At 70.9% G+C, this 17,850-nt stretch carries 17 protein-coding genes; 14 read left to right on the top strand and 3 right to left on the bottom strand.

Translation table 11 applies throughout. From position 1 onward, the window contains the following. Positions 1-127 precede the first annotated feature (127 nt). The 8 genes from ACIP89_RS17430 to ACIP89_RS17395 all read left to right on the top strand — a co-directional run bounded on the left by ACIP89_RS17430 (position 128) and on the right by ACIP89_RS17395 (position 7,120). Positions 128-772: an HAD family phosphatase gene (locus ACIP89_RS17430; protein WP_073737082.1), complete on the top strand. Its 645-nt coding sequence runs from the start codon at positions 128-130 to the stop codon at positions 770-772. A 42-nt stretch (positions 773-814) separates the two neighbouring features. Continuing rightward, positions 815-2,017 (top strand): MFS transporter, encoded by a 1,203-nt coding sequence (locus tag ACIP89_RS17425; protein ID WP_401927570.1) that lies wholly within the window; start codon positions 815-817, stop codon positions 2,015-2,017. Next, on the top strand, positions 1,986-3,158 hold the full coding sequence (locus tag ACIP89_RS17420) for an acetoin utilization protein AcuC (RefSeq protein ID WP_401932329.1): 1,173 nt from the start codon (positions 1,986-1,988) through the stop codon (positions 3,156-3,158). Before ACIP89_RS17425 ends, ACIP89_RS17420 begins: the two co-directional genes overlap by 32 nt. 191 nt (positions 3,159-3,349) lie before the next feature. Beyond that, positions 3,350-4,165 (top strand): phosphatase, encoded by an 816-nt coding sequence (locus tag ACIP89_RS17415; RefSeq protein WP_402115528.1) that lies wholly within the window; start codon positions 3,350-3,352, stop codon positions 4,163-4,165. Between the two features lie 128 nt (positions 4,166-4,293). Then, complete coding sequence (locus tag ACIP89_RS17410; protein WP_158072253.1) at positions 4,294-4,506, top strand: helix-turn-helix domain-containing protein; 213 nt, start codon at positions 4,294-4,296, stop codon at positions 4,504-4,506. A 110-nt stretch (positions 4,507-4,616) separates the two neighbouring features. Then, positions 4,617-4,715 carry a 30S ribosomal protein bS22 gene (locus tag ACIP89_RS17405; RefSeq protein ID WP_003948845.1) on the top strand — a complete coding sequence of 33 codons (99 nt, stop codon included), beginning with the start codon at positions 4,617-4,619 and terminating at the stop codon, positions 4,713-4,715. Between the two features lie 242 nt (positions 4,716-4,957). Beyond that, positions 4,958-6,055 (top strand): NAD-dependent epimerase/dehydratase family protein, encoded by a 1,098-nt coding sequence (locus tag ACIP89_RS17400; protein WP_401932323.1) that lies wholly within the window; start codon positions 4,958-4,960, stop codon positions 6,053-6,055. A gap of 15 nt (positions 6,056-6,070) precedes the next feature. Then, complete coding sequence (locus ACIP89_RS17395) at positions 6,071-7,120, top strand: lysophospholipid acyltransferase family protein (RefSeq protein ID WP_402115526.1); 1,050 nt, start codon at positions 6,071-6,073, stop codon at positions 7,118-7,120. 263 nt (positions 7,121-7,383) lie between these two features. On the opposite strand, the gene ACIP89_RS17390 is transcribed toward ACIP89_RS17395, so the two are convergent. From ACIP89_RS17390 to ACIP89_RS17380, 3 genes are all read right to left on the bottom strand, one after another. Further along, positions 7,384-8,598: a DUF5667 domain-containing protein gene (locus tag ACIP89_RS17390; RefSeq protein WP_402115525.1), complete on the bottom strand. Its 1,215-nt coding sequence runs from the start codon at positions 8,596-8,598 to the stop codon at positions 7,384-7,386. A gap of 224 nt (positions 8,599-8,822) precedes the next feature. Next, positions 8,823-9,599 (bottom strand): ECF subfamily RNA polymerase sigma factor, BldN family, encoded by a 777-nt coding sequence (locus ACIP89_RS17385; RefSeq protein WP_389211256.1) that lies wholly within the window; start codon positions 9,597-9,599, stop codon positions 8,823-8,825. Positions 9,600-9,933: 334 nt separating this feature from the next. Beyond that, positions 9,934-10,893 carry an HAD family hydrolase gene (locus ACIP89_RS17380; RefSeq protein ID WP_401927556.1) on the bottom strand — a complete coding sequence of 320 codons (960 nt, stop codon included), beginning with the start codon at positions 10,891-10,893 and terminating at the stop codon, positions 9,934-9,936. A 148-nt stretch (positions 10,894-11,041) separates the two neighbouring features. On the opposite strand from ACIP89_RS17380, the gene ACIP89_RS17375 reads away from it, so the two are divergent. The 6 genes from ACIP89_RS17375 (at position 11,042) to hemB (ending at position 17,621) form a co-directional block, all read left to right on the top strand. Next, positions 11,042-11,317, top strand: coding sequence for a glutaredoxin family protein (locus tag ACIP89_RS17375; RefSeq protein WP_401927554.1), 276 nt, complete (start codon positions 11,042-11,044; stop codon positions 11,315-11,317). Positions 11,318-11,589: 272 nt separating this feature from the next. Next, positions 11,590-12,360, top strand: coding sequence for a redox-sensing transcriptional repressor Rex (locus ACIP89_RS17370; protein WP_401927551.1), 771 nt, complete (start codon positions 11,590-11,592; stop codon positions 12,358-12,360). Next, positions 12,357-13,853, top strand: coding sequence for a glutamyl-tRNA reductase (locus ACIP89_RS17365; RefSeq protein ID WP_401927548.1), 1,497 nt, complete (start codon positions 12,357-12,359; stop codon positions 13,851-13,853). Before ACIP89_RS17370 ends, ACIP89_RS17365 begins: the two co-directional genes overlap by 4 nt. Then, on the top strand, positions 13,850-14,836 hold the full coding sequence (gene hemC, locus ACIP89_RS17360) for a hydroxymethylbilane synthase (RefSeq protein ID WP_401932314.1): 987 nt from the start codon (positions 13,850-13,852) through the stop codon (positions 14,834-14,836). Before ACIP89_RS17365 ends, hemC begins: the two co-directional genes overlap by 4 nt. Continuing rightward, positions 14,833-16,500, top strand: a complete 1,668-nt coding sequence (locus tag ACIP89_RS17355) for a uroporphyrinogen-III synthase (RefSeq protein ID WP_401927542.1) — start codon at positions 14,833-14,835, stop codon at positions 16,498-16,500. The genes hemC and ACIP89_RS17355 overlap by 4 nt, the downstream gene beginning before the upstream one ends. A 116-nt stretch (positions 16,501-16,616) precedes the next feature. Then, positions 16,617-17,621, top strand: a complete 1,005-nt coding sequence (gene hemB, locus ACIP89_RS17350) for a porphobilinogen synthase (RefSeq protein ID WP_402115523.1) — start codon at positions 16,617-16,619, stop codon at positions 17,619-17,621. Positions 17,622-17,850: the final 229 nt, after the last annotated feature.

Below are 17,850 nucleotides of genomic sequence, written 5' to 3'. Positions count from 1 at the left end.
GCCGATGGTACTGCAGGGGGGACCCTGTGGGAGAGTAGGACGCCGCCGAACTCCTTTTAAAATAGTTGAGCCCCGTGCCCTTGTGGCACGGGGCTTTTCTGCGTTCCCGACAGTTTAAGGTCATGGCATGCGCTACGAACTGGTCATCTTCGACAACGACGGTGTGCTCGTGGACAGCGAGCCGATCTCCAACACCCTCCTGGCCGCCTACCTCACGGAGCTCGGCCATCCCACCACGTACGAGGAGTCCCTCCGCGACTACATGGGGGCCGCCATGCACCGGGTGCACGACCTCGTGGAGGAGCGGGGCGGCGAGAAGCTGCCCGCGGACTTCGACGACACGTTCCACTCGCGGGTGTTCGCCGCGTTCCGGCAGGAGCTGCGGCCCGTACCCGGTGTCGAGGAGGTGCTGGGGGATCTCGTCGCCGAGGGGGTCCCGTACTGCGTCGCTTCCTCCGGCAGCCACGAGCGGATTCGGGTCGGGCACCGGACGACCGGGCTCGACCAGTGGTTCGAGGAGGAGTGGATCTTCAGCTCCGAGGACGTGGGGCGCGGGAAGCCGGCCCCCGACCTGTTCCTCTACGCCGCCGACCGGATGGGGGTGCCGCCGGAGCGGTGCGTCGTCATCGAGGACAGCCCGCTCGGGGTCGAGGCGGCGAGGGCTGCGGGGATGGATGTGTACGGGTTCACCTCGATGATGCCGGCGGACCGGCTGGCCGGGGTGACCGGGCATTTCTCCGACATGGGACAGCTGCGGGAATTGCTTGCCTGACGCATCTACCCACGGGTAGAAACTGGCTCTACGCTCGCGCCCATGACAGATGCACGTTTGCGGCACGGCAGAGCCTCCCTCGCGTTGAGCTTCTTCGTGCAAGGGGTCACGTTCGCTTCTCTCGTGACGCGGATCCCGGCCATCCAGGACAGGTACGGGATATCCGACGGCCTGCTGCCCGTGTTCCTCGCCGCCGTGCCGATCCTGGCCGGTGTGGGCAGCGTGGTCACCGAGAAGGTGGTCGCACGGCTGCGGCCGCGCGTGGTTCTGCGCTGGACGCAGCCCGTCGTGCTGCTGGCGCTCCTCGGCGTCGGTGCCGGGAGCGAGCTGTGGGCGGTGGCCCTGGCGCTCGGCGTGTTCGGGCTGGCGGTCGGAGCGCTGGACGCGTCCACGAACATGATGGGGGTCAGCCTTCAGCGGGCGTACGGACGTTCCATCATGCTCGGCTTCCACGCCGCGTACAGCCTCGGCGGGATCGCCGGGGCGTCGATGGCGTGGGCGGGGGCGCACTGGGATCTGTCGCTGCTGGTCTCGTACCTCCCGGTCGTGGTGGTGCTGTTGCCCGCCGCGTTCGTCGGGAGCCGGTGGTACGTCGAGGGGAAGCAGGAGGACGAGGGGCGGGCCGCGCCGAAGGGGAAGGCCGGGGCTGTCTCGTTCAAGCTGCTGCTGCCGCTCTGCCTGGTGATGAGCTTCGCGTACATCGGCGACTCGACCGTCTCCAACTGGAGCGCCAAGTACCTGCAGGACGTGCTGGGGAGTTCGGAGCAGCTGTCGACGGTTCCGTACAACGTCTACATGGTGACGACGTTGCTGGGGCGGGCTGTCGGGGACTTCGGGGTGCGGCGGTTCGGGGCGGTGGCCGTGGTGCGGTTCGGGAGTGTGCTGGCCGCGGCCGGGTTCGGTGTGGTGGCCGTCGCCGGCGGGGCCTGGACCGGGATGCTCGGATTCACCATGCTGGGGTTCGGGCTGTGCGTGATCGTGCCGCAGACGTTCGCGGCGGCCGGGCGGATGTTCCCCGAGGACAGCGACACCGCGATCGCCCGGCTGAACATCTTCAACTACGTGGGCTTCCTGGTCGGCTCGCCCCTGGTGGGGGCGATCGGGGACGCCTGGAGCTACCGGGGCGCGATGCTCGTACCGATGGTGCTGGTGTTCGCGATGCTCGTGTACGCCAGATCGTTCGGCGCGGAGCCCGCCCGATACGGTGGCGGGCATGAGCGGCCGCGCACAGCTGATGTGGGATGACGCAGTAACGGGATACGACTTCGGGGACAGCCACCCCATGGACCCGGTCAGACTCGCGCTGACGATGGGCCTGGTGCGGGCGTTCGGTCTCGACCGTGCGGTGGACGTGGTGGCGGCCAAGCCCGCCGGGGAGTCCACGCTGCGGCTCGTGCACCGCTCCGACTACGTGGCGGCCGTACGGGCGGCCTCGGCGGACCCCGCCCACGCCGACCAGAGCTACGGACTCGGGACGGTGGACGATCCGGCGTTCGCCGGGATGCACGAGGTGTCCTCGCTGATCGCCGGACAGTCCGTCGGCGCCGCGGAGGCGGTGTGGCGCGGGCGTACCGGCCACGCGGTGAACTTCAGCGGCGGACTCCATCACGCCATGCCCGGCAGTGCGTCGGGCTTCTGCATCTACAACGACCCGGCGCTCGCCATCGCGCGGCTGCTGGAGCTGGGCGCGGAGCGCGTCGCGTACGTCGATGTGGACGTGCACCACGGGGACGGCGTGCAGGCGGCGTTCTGGGAGGACCCGCGGGTGCTGACCGTCTCGCTGCACGAGCACCCCCGCACCCTCTTCCCGCAGACCGGCTGGCCGGAGGAGACCGGCGCCGGGGCGGGCGAGGGCGGTGCGGTGAACGTGGCGCTGCCGGCCGGAACGGGGGACGCGGGGTGGCTGCGGGCGTTCCACGCGGTGGTGCCGGAGCTGCTGGCGGACTTCCGGCCGCAGGTGCTGGTGACGCAGCACGGGGCCGATACGCACTTCGAGGACCCGCTGGCCCATCTCGCGGTGTCGCTGGACGCCCAGCGGGCGGTGATGGCGGCCTGCCACGACCTCGCCCACGAGTACGCGGACGAGGGGCGCTGGGTGGCGCTCGGCGGGGGCGGTTACGCGGTCGTGGACGTCGTGCCGAGGTCCTGGACGCATCTGGTGGGGATCGCCGCCCACGCGCCCGTGGACCCGGAGTCGGTGATCCCGTCCTCCTGGCGCGACGAGGTCTACGCCCGGACCCGGCAGCTCGGCCCTGCCCGGATGACGGACGGCCGCACCCCGTCCTGGAAGTCGTGGGAAGAGGGGTACGACCCGGCCGACCGGCTGGACCAGGCGGTGCTGGCGAGCCGCCGGGCGGCCTTCCCGCTCCGGGGACTGCTGACCTGAGCGGAGCGGACTGTTCTGGTCTGAGGCCAACGACCGGCTTGTTCTGGCCTGAGCGGAGCGGACTGTTCTCGTCCGAGGCGGCCGGTCTGTTCCGGTCCGGGGCCCGGCCGCCCGACACGGTGTTACGCCAACTGTGGGGCGCGTCCAGGCTTTTGGCCCCCGGGCGGTGCGGGTACGGGAGCATCGGCAGGGTGTTGAGCACCGGAGCGCTGCGCGCGCATCTGCTGGCGGCCCGGCTGGCCGGCCCCGTGGCCACCCCTCGGGAGGTGAGCCTGCGGAGTTATCGGCTGTTCGCGGCCAGGGACCCCCGGGTGACGCTCGGCCTCGACCCCGGAAGGGGCTGGGAGGAGCTGGACCTGCTCCGGCTGATGGCCGACAAGTGCGGGGTCTCGGCCGATCCCGGGCACGTCTCGGGGCCCGATGTGATCGACCCGGAGCGGACGCTGGCGGGGCTGGACGCCTTCGCGGCCCGGCTGGCGGACGCGGCCCGGCGGCGGGCGCCGGTGCTGTTCGGTACGGGGCACCCGCACCGGCTGCTCGGTTTCTACGCAGCGCTGGCAGACGCTTTGTCGTCGGTCGGCTGCGTTGTGCTCACCCCCGCGCAGGGGCGATGTATCGACATAACGACCCGGTTCGGCGTACGCACGTACAACCTGGACTACGTACGGGGAGTCGCGCTGGTGCGCGAACCCGGCGTGCGGCTGCCCGGTGGTGGTACCGGCGCACACTGCCACTCCCCGCTGCCGGTCAGGGTCGTTCTGGAGGCCGCGGCGGTGGGTCGGGGGCCGTTCCCGGAACTCGTCGTGGGGGACCACGGATGGGTCTGCGGGGCAGGTCAGCTGGGCATCGAGGCGATCGGGCTGGCCGATACGGACGATCCCGCGCTGTTCGTCGGTGAGGCCGAGGGCAGGGTGTCGGCCGTCGTACCGGTGGACGACGCCGTGCGGTCCGCCTACTACCTGCCGCTCACGCGCTATGTACTCAATCGGGCGGCTCTGTCACAGTAGGCGGCCGATCGGCTCTCCTCTTCCCCACTCGCATCACCCGCCCCTAATCTGGGCAGTGAGCGCACATCGACGAAGAGTCACCGGAGGGGAAGCCGGTGCGCGTCGCGTGCGGAAGGTACAGGTGGATCATGGCTGCTGACAGCGAGAGGCCTCTCAACGAGGTCAAGTTTCTGACCGTGGCGGAAGTCGCCTCTGTCATGCGAGTGTCGAAGATGACCGTGTACCGCCTGGTGCACAGCGGTCATCTGCCGGCGATCCGGGTGGGCAGGTCCTTCCGGGTGCCGGAGCAAGCGGTTCACGAGTATCTCCGGGAGTCCTTCGTGGGGGTGGGGTCGGCCTGACATTCCCCTCGGATTACGTCCCTCACCCGGTGGCGGGTAGGCTAGGCCGACGTAGGTCGTGTGGGCCCAGACGCCCCGCACCAGTGAAGAAGAAGTGAGCGAGGGTAGTCGTGGGCTCTGTCATTAAGAAGCGGCGCAAGCGGATGGCCAAGAAGAAGCACCGCAAGCTGCTCAAGCGCACGCGCGTTCAGCGTCGCAACAAGAAGTAAGCGAACGCAGTTCGTGAAATCCGCAGCCCTTTCGCCTGTCAGGCGGGAGGGCTGCGGTGCTGTGCGGGGCCCGGTACGACCGGCCCCCGCCCCGGCACACATTCGGGCCAAGACGCGGCAGAAGGCCGCCGCGCGGGCATCACAGGGCAACATCCACCCGCTACGGTGACGAGCGGGGGAGAACCTCTCTTCGAGGGCCCCTCCCCTGTCACTTCACGGGAGACCGACGGAAGGCGCTGATCTTGGGGAAGGTCGTGCTCGTCACGGGAGCGGCCCGGCAGCTGGGCGGCCGCTTCGTGCGGCGCATCCAGCGTGATCCGGACGTGGACCGGGTGATCGCGGTCGACGCGGTCGAGCCCGGCCACGAGCTGGGGGACGCCGTCTTCGTGACGGCGGACATCCGCCAGCCCGCCATCGCCAGAGTCCTCGCCGAGTACTCGGTCGACACGGTCGTCCATCTGGACGTCAGCGCGATGGGCCTCGGCTCGCAGGGCCGCAGCGCGGTCAAGGAGACCAACGTCATCGGCACCATGCAGCTGCTCGGCGCGTGCCAGAAGGCCCCGGCCGTCCAGCGCCTGGTGGTCAAGTCCAGTACGGGTGTGTACGGCTCCGCGCCCCGCGATCCGGCGGTCTTCCACGAGACCACCCCGCCCAAGTCCCTGCCGAGCGGGGGCTTCGCGAAGGACGCGGTGGAGGTCGAGGGGTACGTACGGGGCTTCGCGCGCCGCAGGCCGGACGTGGCCGTGTGCGTGCTCCGGTTCGCGAACATCCTGGGTCCCGACGCGGACTCGCCGCTGGCCGACTACCTGTCGCTGCCGGTGCTGCCGACCGTGTTCGGGTACGACCCGAGGCTCCAGTTCGTGCACGAGGACGACGTCATCGACGTACTCGGCATCGCCGCGAGCGAGCCTCGGCGCTCCACGCTGAACAGCGGCACCTTCAACATCGCCGGGGACGGGGTGCTGCTGCTCTCGCAGTGCTCACGGCGGCTGGGGCGGCCGACGATGCCGGTGCTGCTGCCCGCGGTCACCTGGGTCGGCCAGGCGCTCCGTACGGTCGGGATGACGGACTTCTCGCCGGAGCAGATCCGGCTGCTCACCCATGGCAGGGTGGTCTCCACCGTCCAGATGCGCGAGACCCTGGGCTTCCGGCCGCGGTTCACCACGGTGGAGACGTTCGCGGAGTTCGCGCGCAGCCGGGGACCGGGGCTGCTCCCGCCCGAAGCGGTGGGCCGGGCCGTCGGCAGACTGGCAGCGATGCCGTTCGCCGGGGGCACCGGTGTGGCTCCGGGGATCACCGGGGCCGGCGACGACACACATCCGACCCCGAGCGGCAGGTAGAGGAGCGCACCGACGATGGCGGATGCCAAGGTCATTCCGTTCGACGACGACCGTTCGCGGTCGGGGGGCTCGCCGCGTGCCGCGCGGCGGCGCGGTCCCGGACGCGGCAACGGGTCCGTGAGCGCCCTGCCGGGCCGGCCGGACGCCGGGCTGCCGCCGGGGGAGCGGGCGGGCGAGGCGCATGAGCCCGAGGGGGCCGAGGCGGCGCCGGAGGGTGCGGGACGGGCCGGCTGGGAACGGCGGATCGCGGGCGGTCTGGCGTTCCTGCGGCGGCGGGTCACGGGCGAGTACGACGTCGACGAGTTCGGCTACGACAAGGAACTCACCGACCAGGTGCTGATGTCGGCGCTGCGGCCCGTGTACGAGAAGTACTTCCGGGTCGAGGTGAAGGGCATCGAGAACATCCCGTCGGAGGGCGGGGCGCTCATCGTGTCCAACCACTCCGGGACGCTGCCGCTGGACGGGCTGATGCTCCAGGTCGCGGTGCACGACAACCATCCGGCGGGGCGGCATCTGCGGCTGCTCGCCGCGGACCTGGTCTTCATGCTGCCCGTCGTCAACGAGCTGGCCCGCAAGGCGGGGCACACGCTGGCGTGCGCGGAGGACGCGGAGCGGCTGCTGAGGCAGGGCGAGGTCGTCGGCGTGATGCCGGAGGGCTTCAAGGGCATCGGCAAGCCGTTCAGCGAGCGGTACAAGCTCCAGCGCTTCGGGCGGGGCGGCTTCGTGTCGACGGCGCTTCAGGCCGGGGTACCGATCGTGCCGTGCTCGATCGTGGGGGCCGAGGAGATCTACCCCATGATCGGCAACTCCAGGACGCTGGCGCGGCTGCTGGGTACGCCGTACTTCCCGATCACGCCGACGTTTCCGTGGCTGGGGCCGCTGGGGGCGGTGCCGTTGCCGACGAAGTGGACGATCCAGTTCGGTGAGCCGATTCCTACGGATGGGTATCCGTTGGGGGCGGCGGAGGATCCGATGCTGATGTTCAATCTGACGGATCAGGTGCGGGAGCAGATTCAGCACACGTTGTACAAGTTGCTGGTGCAGCGGCGGTCGGTGTTCTTCTGAGTGTGCCCGGCGGCGGCCGGGGTGCCGCTCTGTCCTCAATCGCCGGACGGGCTGGGTTCTGTCGGCCTCGGGGCCCGGGGCGCGGGCTTCGTCCTCAATCGCCGGACGGGCTTGATTTGGGCGGGCGGGATGCTGCCGGCCTCGGGTGTGCGGCGGCCGGACCGCGGGCTTGAGGTGGCCGGGTCGCGGGCTCGGGGTGGTTGGGTGACGTGTCTGGGTTGGCCGGACGGGCTCGGGGTGCCCGTCCGGCGGTGGGTTGGGGGTCAGTCCTTGTCGGCCCTGCTGTCGATGCCCAGGCCCCCGATCAGGCCGGGGATCAGCGGGGGCAGGGTGATGTCCGGTGTGGGCGCCGTGCTCGGGGTGTCCTTGGACGGTTCGGTGGTGTCCGGTGACGGCGGGTCGAAGAGGTCGTCCGCGCCGCCCCCGATCAGACCGTCCACCGGGGTACTGCCCGAGTCGGAGGGGTGGGGCGAGGTGCCGCCGTCCTTCTTGCCCTCGTGCGCGCCGGCGGGCGAGGAGGACGAGGGTGACGGCTTGTGCGACGAAGGGGCGGTGCCGGTACCGGTACCCGTGCCCGTGTCGGTGGAGTCGGACCGCTGGGATCCGCCGTTCTTCTCCGGAGCGCGGGGGAACAGCGATTGCAGCGGCGCGACTTCTTCGTCTATGGCCGCGAAGACCGAGCTCACCTGGTCACCCAGCTCGGTGAGCTGGACGGGCAGCCGGTCGCGGAGGCTGGTCCAGCTCTCGCGGTGTGAGCGGGAGAAGGAGTCCAGCGTCTGGATCGGGCCGATGGCGCCGTCCCGCTTGTAGGCGGCGTGCAGCAGGCGGTGGCCCTCGGTGGCGTCGTGCGTCATGCCGTTGAGCGTCCGCCTGACCTCCCCTAGCTGCTCGTGGTCCAGTTCGCCGGAGCGGCCGCGCTCCATCAGCCTGCGGGCCTCGCTGAGCCGGGTCGATGCCTGGTCCAGGTAGACCTCGCCGCGGCTGGTGTCGCTGCCCGCCAGGTTGAGGTGGATGTCCTCCATGCCGCGCTTCAGCCCGTAGAGCGAATCGCCCGGGAGCGCGTCGGAGCTGGCCGCGGCCACTCCGCCGAAGGCTCCCGCGGCCACACCGACGGTGAGTCCGCCGGCCGCGAGGCCCTTCGTCCAGCGCGATCTGGGGCGTAGTTTGCGGAGCGGGGAGGCCCGGTGGGCCCCCTTGCTCCGCTGTTCGGGTACTGCGGGGGCCGCGGGCGTGCCGCCCGCGGCGAACATGGCCTCCATGGCGGCGACGAGCTGGGCTCGCTGCACCACTTTGACCTCGGGATCCAACGCCGGCTTCGGTAGCTCACCGAGGCCGTTCGCCAGGGCCAACAGCGGTCCGCGGTCGGCCGGTTCGGCCGGGTCCTCGGGCTGTACGGCCGCCGCACCGCGGAGCGACTGCTCCTCCACGGCCTGGGCGAAGGCGTTCGCCCGCCGGTGTGCCGAGACGTTCGCGATCACTGGCGGCACCTCCTCTCGTCATGACGGTCGACTCCCCTGAGGGTCCGGAAGGTTGCACACCTTGAGCGCATACACACGATTGAGTGAGTGTCTGCGGACAGGGGGTGACGACAGGGGGCCTGCAACCGGCACAACGAGTGGCGCGGCACTTGGGTTACGCACGAAGGATGATCGGACCAGTGCGTGATGAACGTATCGCCGAGAGTGATTCGGCTCGGGTGGGATCAGCGGGCATCGTCCGGAAGGAGTCGGGCAAGGGTGCGGACGGCGCGGTACTGCAGGGTCTTGATCGCGCCCTCGTTCTTGCCCATCACCCGGGCGGTCTCGGCGACCGAGAGGCCTTGCAGGAAGCGCAGGGTCACGCACTCCTGCTGCTGGGGGTTGAGTCGGCGCACCGCTTGCAGCAGTGCGGCATTGGAGAGGGACTCCAGGACGGAGTCCTCGGGGCTGCGCTCGACCTCGTTGGCGTCGAGCATTTCGCCGGTGGTCACTTCCAGCCGGAACCGGCTGGATTTGAAGTGGTCGGCGACCAGGTTGCGGGCGATGGTGACAAGCCAGGCGCCGAAGTCACGGCCCTGCCAGGTGAACGTGGAGATACGCCGCAGGGCGCGCAGGAAGGTCTCACTGGTGAGGTCCTCCGCTGTCGCCTTGCCGCCCACGCGGTAGTAGATGTAGCGGTACACGGTGTCGCTGTACTGGTCATAGAGGCGGCCGAAGGCGTCAGCCTCACCGGCCTGTGCGCGCTCGACGAGATCCATCATGCGCGCGCTGTCGCTGTCGGCCGTCGGCCGACGAACGGTGGACGTGGTCGTTGCGCCGCGGTTGCTGCGTCTTCCGACCGCCGCACCGCGTTCGGCCAGGGCGTAGCAAGGGCCGACAGGCGCAGGGGTGGCAAAGGCGGGTACGGCGTACGCGGTGGGGACGAAGCCGCGCAAGCGGTCGCCGACCGTTGCGCGCAGCGTAGCCAGGCCCGAGGCGTCAACCCCGACGTGTGGGTACACGGGACTCCCAGAGGCAGAGCTTCCATCACGTGCAGTGCGAAACCGTCACTCGTCGTAGTGAGTGGTGGGTTCCGGAATGCGTCTGAGGAGAATAACGCTTCGTACAGGCAGTGCTACACCCAGTTGCTCAAATCACCGGTTACGTCGCTTCTGTAGCGACTATTCGACACATCAAGTAGCACATGGTGACCGGTTATTGATCGAATTATTTCGAGATCTGCCAGGAGCCGCGACAGGTTGTGGTCGGGCAGGGATGGCCGGCCGATCGGACCTGCTGGACCGACCGGGGCGGCCGGACCGACCGGACCGACCGGGGCGACCGAGTGGCCCCGGGTCAGCGACGGCGGCGGTGCAGGGCGACGGCGGCGGCGGTACCGCCCGCGAGGGCGCCCACTCCCGCCGCGGCCGGGATGCCGACCTTGGCCGCCTTGCGGCCCGTCCGGTAGTCGCGCAGCCGCCAGTCGCGGGCCCGCGCGTGCTTGCGGAGCTTGCTGTCGGGGTTGATCGCGTACGGGTGCCCGACCAGGGAGAGCATCGGGATGTCGTTGTGCGAGTCGCTGTACGCGGCGCAGCGCGCCAGGTCCAGTCCCTCCGCCGCCGCCAGGGCGCGTACCGCCTCGGCCTTCGCGGGGCCGTGCAGCGGCTCGCCCACCAGGCGTCCGGTGTAGACGCCGTCGACGGACTCCGCGACGGTGCCGAGCGCGCCGGTCAGGCCGAGGCGGCGGGCGATGATCGTGGCGGTCTCCACCGGGGCGGCGGTGACCAGCCAGACCTTCTGGCCCGCGTCGAGGTGGGCCTGGGCCAGCGCGCGGGTGCCGGGCCAGATGCGGTCGGCCATGTACTCGTCGTAGATCTCCTCGCCGATGGACATCAGCTCGGAGACGCGGTGGCCCTTCACGATGGACAGGGCGCTGTCGCGCGCGTCCTGCATGTGCTCCGGGTCCTCGACGCCGGCCAGCCTGAACCAGGCCTGCTGCCAGGCGAACCGGGTCAGTTCGCGGCGCTCGAAGAACTTCCGCTTGTACAGGCCGCGGCCGAAGTGGAAGATCGCGGCGCCCTGCATCACGGTGTTGTCGAGGTCGAAGAAGGCGGCTGCCCGGTCGTCACCGACGACGGGGAACTCGGGTTCCTCGGCCGGCGCGCCGGGCGTGGCGCCGGTTTCTGCTTCGGTGTCGGCGGGGCGCTCGGCGTCGAGCGACGACTTCCGCGCGGCTTCCGCCGCGGCCTCGCCTGCCAGCACGCTCCGTGCTGTCGCGGAGCGCCTACGGGGTGTGAGCCATCCAAGAGCGGCCATGTCGTGAGCATAGCCAGTCGCTTCGGCCCTCCCCGACCTGCCGGGATGCGAAGGCGTGAACTCTCGGGGACCGCATTGTTAAACGGGTGATTCCGGGCGTGGAGGGCGAGGGGCGGGCCGCCTCCGCACGCGGCGCAGAATGAGGGGTATGAGTCCCCTGTTGCGCCGTACGAAGAAGAAGCCCGCGGACCGGGTGGTCACCCTGGTCGGGAAGCCGGGGTGTCACCTCTGTGACGATGCCAGGCTGGTGGTGCGGAAGGTCTGTGAGGAGACCGGCGCGTCCTGGGAGGAGAAGGACATCACCCTGGACGATGAGCTGCACCGGGAGTACTGGGAGCAGATCCCCGTGGTCCTCATTGATAACGAACAGCACACGTTCTGGCGGGTGGACCCGGCGAGACTGCGCAGTGCGCTGATTTCCTGAGTGAAACCCGGTTACCATCGTGGGCGTTTTGAGTGGTCCCGGGGGCGTAGTTGTGAGGAGTGTGTACCACCTTGCCCCCTTCGGGCCTGCAACGGGCTGATGCGATCGGCGGTTCCTGGATCGCGCGACGAATGCGCGTGACCCCGGTCACTTTGACCGGACAAATCGGACACCATCTTTGTGCACGCGTTCACAAAGACATAGCCTGCATTCGACGGGGCGGCCATGGGACATGCGGCCGCCTGCAGCCCCGCTCATCCCGCAGGAGCACCGTGGCAACTGGCCGAAACCACCGACCGGCGACCCGTAGCCGAGGAATTCCCGAGGCCACCGTCGCCCGACTTCCGCTGTATCTCCGTGCGCTGACCGCGCTCTCCGAGCGCTCGGTCCCCACGGTCTCCTCCGAGGAGCTCGCCGCGGCGGCGGGGGTCAACTCCGCCAAGCTGCGCAAGGACTTCAGCTATCTGGGCTCCTACGGGACGCGCGGCGTCGGCTACGACGTCGAGTATCTCGTCTACCAGATCTCCCGCGAACTCGGCCTCACCCAGGACTGGCCGGTCGCCATCGTCGGCATCGGCAACCTCGGCGCCGCGCTCGCCAACTACGGCGGTTTCGCCTCCCGCGGTTTCCGGGTCGCCGCGCTCATCGACGCCGACCCGGCGATGGCCGGAACGCCCGTCGCCGGTATCCCCGTCCAGCACGCCGACGAGCTGGACCGGATCATCAGCGAGAACGGCGTGTCGATCGGTGTCATCACCACCCCGCCCGGCGCGGCGCAGCAGGTCTGCGACCGCCTGGTGGCCGCCGGTGTCACCTCCATCCTGAACTTCGCCCCGACCGTGCTCTCGGTGCCCGACGGCGTCGACGTGCGCAAGGTCGACCTCTCCATCGAGCTCCAGATCCTCGCCTTCCACGAGCAGCGCAAGGCCGGCGAGGACGCCGCCGCGGACGACGGCCCCGACCCGGCCGCGCCGCCGGTGCGGGCCGCGACCACCAGCCGGAAGGGGCCTGACGGGGACATGCCCGCGGTGATGCCGGCATGAGTCTCCTCGTCGTAGGGCTGAGCCACCGCAGCGCCCCCGTCTCCGTACTGGAGCGGGCCTCGCTGGCCGCCGACGCACAGGTCAAGCTGCTCCAGGACACGCTCGCGGCGGAGCCCGCGACCGAGGCCGCCGTGCTGGCCACCTGCAACCGCATCGAGCTGTACGCCGACGTGGACAAGTTCCACGCGGGCGTCGCCGAGCTGTCCACGCTGCTCGCGCAGCACAGCGGCGTCGGTCTGGACGAGCTCACTCCGTATCTCTACGTGCACTACGAGGACCGGGCCGTCCACCATCTCTTCTCGGTGGCCTGCGGACTGGACTCCATGGTCGTGGGCGAGGGCCAGATCCTCGGCCAGATCAAGGACGCGCTGGCGCTGGGGCAGGAGCTGCACACCGCCGGACGGCTGCTGAACGACCTCTTCCAGCAGGCCCTGCGGGTCGGCAAGCGCGCCCACAGCGAGACCGGGATCGACCGGGCCGGCCAGTCGCTCGTCACCTTCGGACTGGAGCAGCTGGCCGGGGGCCGCGACCCCGCCGCCTGGGCGGAGGGCAAGCGAGCCCTGGTGATCGGCGCGGGCTCGATGTCCTCGCTGGCCGCCGCGACCCTGGCCCGTACCGGTGTCGCGGAGATCGTCGTCGCCAACCGCACCCGGGCCCGCGCCGACCGGCTGGTGGAGATCCTCAGCCAGGCCGCGGGCACCTCGGTCGCCGCCCACGCCGTGGAGATGGCCGCGGTCTCCGACGAACTGACACGTGCCGATGTCGTCGTCTCCTGCACCGGCGCGACCGGTCTGGTGCTGAGCGCGGAGGCCGTCGCCGGTGCGCTCGGGCTGGACTTCGCCCCGCAGGAGGCGCCCGCCGCGCCCGTCGCCGCGTCGCCCGTGGAGCTGGACCAGCACGCCGCGTGGGTGGAGAACGGTTCCGCCACCGCGACCGCGCAGGCGCAGGCCGTCCGCCGGGTCACCGTGCCCGTCCAGTCGACCGGACCGGTCCGGCTCGCCCTGCTGGACCTCGCGATGCCCCGCGACATCGACGGGGACGCCGCCCGCCTCGACGGTGTGCGCCTCGTCGACATCGAGTCGCTCGCCGAGGCGTCCGCGGACGCCCCGATGGCCGCCGATGTGGACCAGGTGCGCACCATCGTCGCCGACGAGGTCGCCGCCTTCGGTGCCGCCCAGCGCGCCGCCCACATCACTCCCACCGTCGTCGCCCTGCGCACGATGGCCGCCGGAGTGGTCGCGGGCGAGATCGCACGGCTGGACGGACGCCTCCCCGACCTGGACGAGAAGCAGCGCGCCGAGATCTCGCAGACCGTGCGCCGCGTCGTCGACAAGCTCCTGCACGCGCCCACCGTGCGGGTCAAGCAGCTCGCCAGCGAGCCCGGCGGCGCCGGGTACGCCGACGCGCTGCGGGAACTCTTCGACCTCGACCCGCAGACGGTCGCCGCCGTCTCCCGGGCAGACCTGAACGACCCGAATCGAGGGCGGTCATGACCGACAACTCACCCCTGGGCGCGGGGGCCACCGAGCCGCTGCGGCTGGGGACCCGGCGCAGCAAGCTGGCCATGGCGCAGTCCGGCCTGGTGGCCGATGCCGTCAGCGAGGTGACCGGGCGGGCCGTGGAGCTCGTCGAGATCACCACGTACGGGGACACCTCCAAGGAGCAGCTCGCGCAGATCGGCGGGACCGGCGTGTTCGTCGCCGCGCTGCGCGAGGCGCTGCTCCGCGGTGACGTGGACTTCGCCGTCCACTCGCTGAAGGACCTGCCGACCGCGCAGCCCGAGGGCCTCGTGCTGGCCGCGGTGCCGGCGCGCGAGGACCCGCGTGACGTGCTGGTGGCGCGGGACGGGCTGGCTTTCGCGCAGCTGCCGTCCGGCTCCCGGATCGGCACCGGCTCGCCGCGTCGCATGGCGCAGCTCAACGCGTACGCCCGCAGTCACGGCCTCGGCATCGAGACCGTGCCGATCCGCGGCAACGTCGATACGCGTATCGGTTTTGTACGAAGCGGTGAACTGGACGCGGTGGTACTCGCCGCGGCCGGACTCAGCCGTCTCGGCCGGACCGGTGAGGTGACCGATTTCCTGTCGGTCGACACCGTCCTGCCCGCTCCCGGCCAGGGAGCACTGGCGATCGAATGTGCTGCCAGCAGCACTGACCTCGCCGCCGCGCTCGCGGAGCTCGACGACCCGTACACCCGGGCCGCCGTGACCGCGGAGCGTGCCCTGCTCGCCGCCCTGGAGGCCGGCTGCTCCGCACCTGTGGGTGCGCTGGCCGACCTCCTGGCCGACGGTCAGGCTGTCAACGAACTGCGCCTGCGCGGAGTCGTCGGGTCCACCGACGGTTCCTCGCTGGTACAGCTGTCCACCACCGGTCCCGTCCCCACGTCGCACGACGACGCGGCGGCCCTCGGTCGCGAACTCGCGGCCGAGATGCTCGCCAAGGGTGCGGCCGGTCTTATGGGGGAGCGAGCACTTTGAGCCCCACCGGCCCCGCCGCATCCGAATTTCCTGTCCTGTCCGCAGGGCACGTCACCTTCCTCGGCGCCGGTCCCGGCGACCCGGGACTGCTGACTCTGCGCGCCGTCGAGGCGCTTGCGAGCGCGGACGTTCTTGTCGCCGAGCCGGACGTTCTCGGCGTCGTCCGCTGCCATGCGCGCGCAGGTGTAAGCACGCCTGAGCTGACGGTTGTTGACGCGCAGTCAACAGCCGTCGGGGTACCCGTTCTCAGGGATGCGGCCAATCTTGTCATGGAGGCCGCGAAGGGCGGCAGGCGGGTCGTCCGTGCCGTCGCCGGTGACCCCGGCCTGGACGGGAACGCGGGCGGCGAGATGCTGGCCTGCGCCGCCGCCGGGATTCCCTTCGAGGTCGTGCCGGGTGTCGCCAACGTCGTGGGGGTGCCCGCGTACGCCGGGGTGCCGCTGCGTGACGCGCAGGGCGCGGACGTCCGGTTCGTGGACGCCCGTACCGCCTCCGACCGCTGCTGGAGCGAGGTCGGCGCGAGCGATGCCACGTGCGTCATCTCGACGACGCTCGACGCGGTGGCCGCGGCCGCCGGCGAGCTGGTCTCCGCGGGCCGCAAGCCCGACACCCCGCTGACCGTGACGGTCGGCGGCACCACGACCCGGCAGCGCACCTGGACGGCGACGCTGGGCACCATCGCCCAGCTGTTCAAGCAGGCCAAGGTCCTTCCGTCGCCGGAGGGGCACCGGCCCGTCATAGCCGTGGTCGGGGAACGCAGCTCCGCCGCCCAGCGCGACCAGCTCGCGTGGTTCGAGTCCAAGCCGATGTTCGGCTGGAAGGTGCTCGTGCCGCGTACGAAGGAGCAGGCGGCGTCGCTCTCCGACCAGTTGCGTTCGTACGGCGCGGTGCCGCACGAGGTCCCGACGATCGCCGTCGAGCCGCCGCGTACGCCCCAGCAGATGGAGCGCGCGGTCAAGGGCCTGGTCACAGGGCGCTACGAGTGGATCGCGTTCACCAGTGTCAACGCCGTGAAGGCGGTCCGGGAGAAGTTCGAGGAGTACGGGCTCGACGCCCGTGCCTTCGCCGGGATCAAGGTCGCGGCCGTCGGTGAGCAGACCGCCGCCGCGCTCGTCGACTTCGGGGTGAAGCCGGACCTGGTGCCCTCGGGCGAGCAGTCCGCCGCCGGGCTGCTGGAGGACTGGCCGCCCTACGACCCGGTCTTCGACCCGATCGACCGGGTGTTCCTGCCGCGCGCCGACATCGCCACCGAGACGCTGGTGGCCGGTCTCATCGAGCTGGGCTGGGAGGTCGACGACGTCACCGCGTACCGCACGGTCCGCGCCTCGCCGCCGCCCGCCGACACCCGTGAGGCCATCAAGGGCGGCGGCTTCGACGCGGTGCTCTTCACCTCGTCCTCGACGGTGCGCAACCTGGTCGGCATCGCGGGCAAGCCGCACAACGTGACCGTCATCGCGTGCATCGGCCCGGCCACGGCGAAGACCGCGGAGGAGCACGGCCTGCGTGTGGACGTGCTGTCCCCCGAGCCCTCGGTGCACAAGCTGGCCGAGGCCCTCGCGGCCTTCGGCGCGCAGCGCCGGGACGCGGCGAAGGAGGCCGGTGACCCGGTGACGCGGCCGAGCGAGCGGCGTCCGGGTGCGCGGCGTCGTCGTACGACGACCTGACCGTCCGGAGTGCTGTGTACGGGGCCCGGCCGCTTCTCCTGGAGGCGGCCGGGCCCCTTGCTTTCCCAACACCGGTGTCGGTAAGAGCGTGATGTGTACGGGTCTAGTCTCGAAGGATGACTGTGTACGGAAACTTCCCCGGCTCCCGCCCCCGGCGGCTGCGGACGACCCCCGTGATGCGGCGGATGGTCGCCGAGACACGGCTCGACCCGGCGAACCTGATCCTGCCCGCTTTCGTGCGCGAGGGCATCGACGAGCCGGTCGACATCTCGGCCATGCCCGGCGTGCGGCAGCACACCCTGGACACCCTGCGGAAGGCCGCGGTCGACGCGGTCTCGGCGGGCGTCTCCGGGATCATGCTGTTCGGTGTGCCGCTGGACGAGAAGAAGGACGCCCGCGGCACGGCGGGCACCGATCCGGACGGCATCCTCCAGCTCGGTCTGCGCGCGGTCCGCGAGGAGGTCGGTGACGATCTCGTCGTCATGTCCGACCTCTGCCTGGACGAGACCACCGACCACGGCCACTGCGGGGTGCTGACGGAGGACGGCCGGATCGACAACGACGCGACGCTGGAGCGGTACGCCGAGATGGCCCAGGTCCAGGCCGACGCGGGCGCCCATGTGGTGGGCCCCAGCGGCATGATGGACGGCCAGGTCGGCGTGGTCCGCGACGCGCTGGACCAGACCGGCCACGAGGACGTGTCGATCCTCGCGTACACGGTGAAGTACTCCTCCGCCTTCTACGGTCCGTTCCGCGAGGCCGTCGGCTCCTCGCTCCGGGGCGACCGCAAGACGTACCAGCAGGACCCGGCCAACGCCCGCGAGTCGATGCGCGAGCTGGCGCTCGACCTGGCCGAGGGCGCGGACATGGTCATGGTCAAGCCGGCCGGACCGTACCTGGACGTCCTGGCCAAGGTCGCCGAGTCGGTGGACGTGCCCGTCGCCGCGTACCAGATCAGCGGCGAGTACTCGATGATCGAGGCCGCCGCGGCGAAGGGCTGGATCGACCGGGACGCGGCGATCATGGAGAGCCTGACCGGTATCCGGCGCGCGGGCGCGCAGATGATCCTGACGTACTGGGCGACGGAGGTCGCGCGGAAGTTGAGGCGCGCCGGAGCCTGAAGGCGCGGTTACGCGGGCGTCCCGCCCGGCCCCGGGGGACATCACGGGCCGGGCGGGAGGGGGCGGTCGCGGGACAGTCCGGGGCGGGCCGGCTACTCCGCGGCCCCGGCTTCCTGAAGCCCCCGACCGCCGGCTTCCTCACCTTCTTCAGCCCGATGTGCATGCCGAGTTGGACGAAGGTGAGGTCGGCGGACCTGGTCGTCGCTTCGCGCAGGGACGCGCTCAGCAC

The sequence above is a fragment of the Streptomyces sp. NPDC088730 genome (assembly GCF_044751215.1).
Lineage (GTDB): Bacteria > Actinomycetota > Actinomycetes > Streptomycetales > Streptomycetaceae > Streptomyces.
The sequence above is the reverse complement of the archived record's forward strand: the minus strand, read 5'-3'. Positions and strand labels throughout refer to the sequence as shown.

What these genes read in the sequence shown, in the direction of transcription:
- ACIP89_RS17380 (WP_401927556.1), bottom strand. Translation starts at nt 10,893, where the DNA reads ATGGCCGCTCTTGGATGGCTCACACCCCGTAGGCGCTCCGCGACAGCA.
- ACIP89_RS17430 (WP_073737082.1), top strand. Translation starts at nt 128, where the DNA reads ATGCGCTACGAACTGGTCATCTTCGACAACGACGGTGTGCTCGTGGAC.
- ACIP89_RS17395 (WP_402115526.1), top strand. Translation starts at nt 6,071, where the DNA reads ATGGCGGATGCCAAGGTCATTCCGTTCGACGACGACCGTTCGCGGTCG.
- ACIP89_RS17365 (WP_401927548.1), top strand. Translation starts at nt 12,357, where the DNA reads ATGAGTCTCCTCGTCGTAGGGCTGAGCCACCGCAGCGCCCCCGTCTCC.
- ACIP89_RS17425 (WP_401927570.1), top strand. Translation starts at nt 815, where the DNA reads ATGACAGATGCACGTTTGCGGCACGGCAGAGCCTCCCTCGCGTTGAGC.
- ACIP89_RS17375 (WP_401927554.1), top strand. Translation starts at nt 11,042, where the DNA reads ATGAGTCCCCTGTTGCGCCGTACGAAGAAGAAGCCCGCGGACCGGGTG.
- hemC (WP_401932314.1), top strand. Translation starts at nt 13,850, where the DNA reads ATGACCGACAACTCACCCCTGGGCGCGGGGGCCACCGAGCCGCTGCGG.
- hemB (WP_402115523.1), top strand. Translation starts at nt 16,617, where the DNA reads ATGACTGTGTACGGAAACTTCCCCGGCTCCCGCCCCCGGCGGCTGCGG.
- ACIP89_RS17410 (WP_158072253.1), top strand. Translation starts at nt 4,294, where the DNA reads ATGGCTGCTGACAGCGAGAGGCCTCTCAACGAGGTCAAGTTTCTGACC.
- ACIP89_RS17420 (WP_401932329.1), top strand. Translation starts at nt 1,986, where the DNA reads ATGAGCGGCCGCGCACAGCTGATGTGGGATGACGCAGTAACGGGATAC.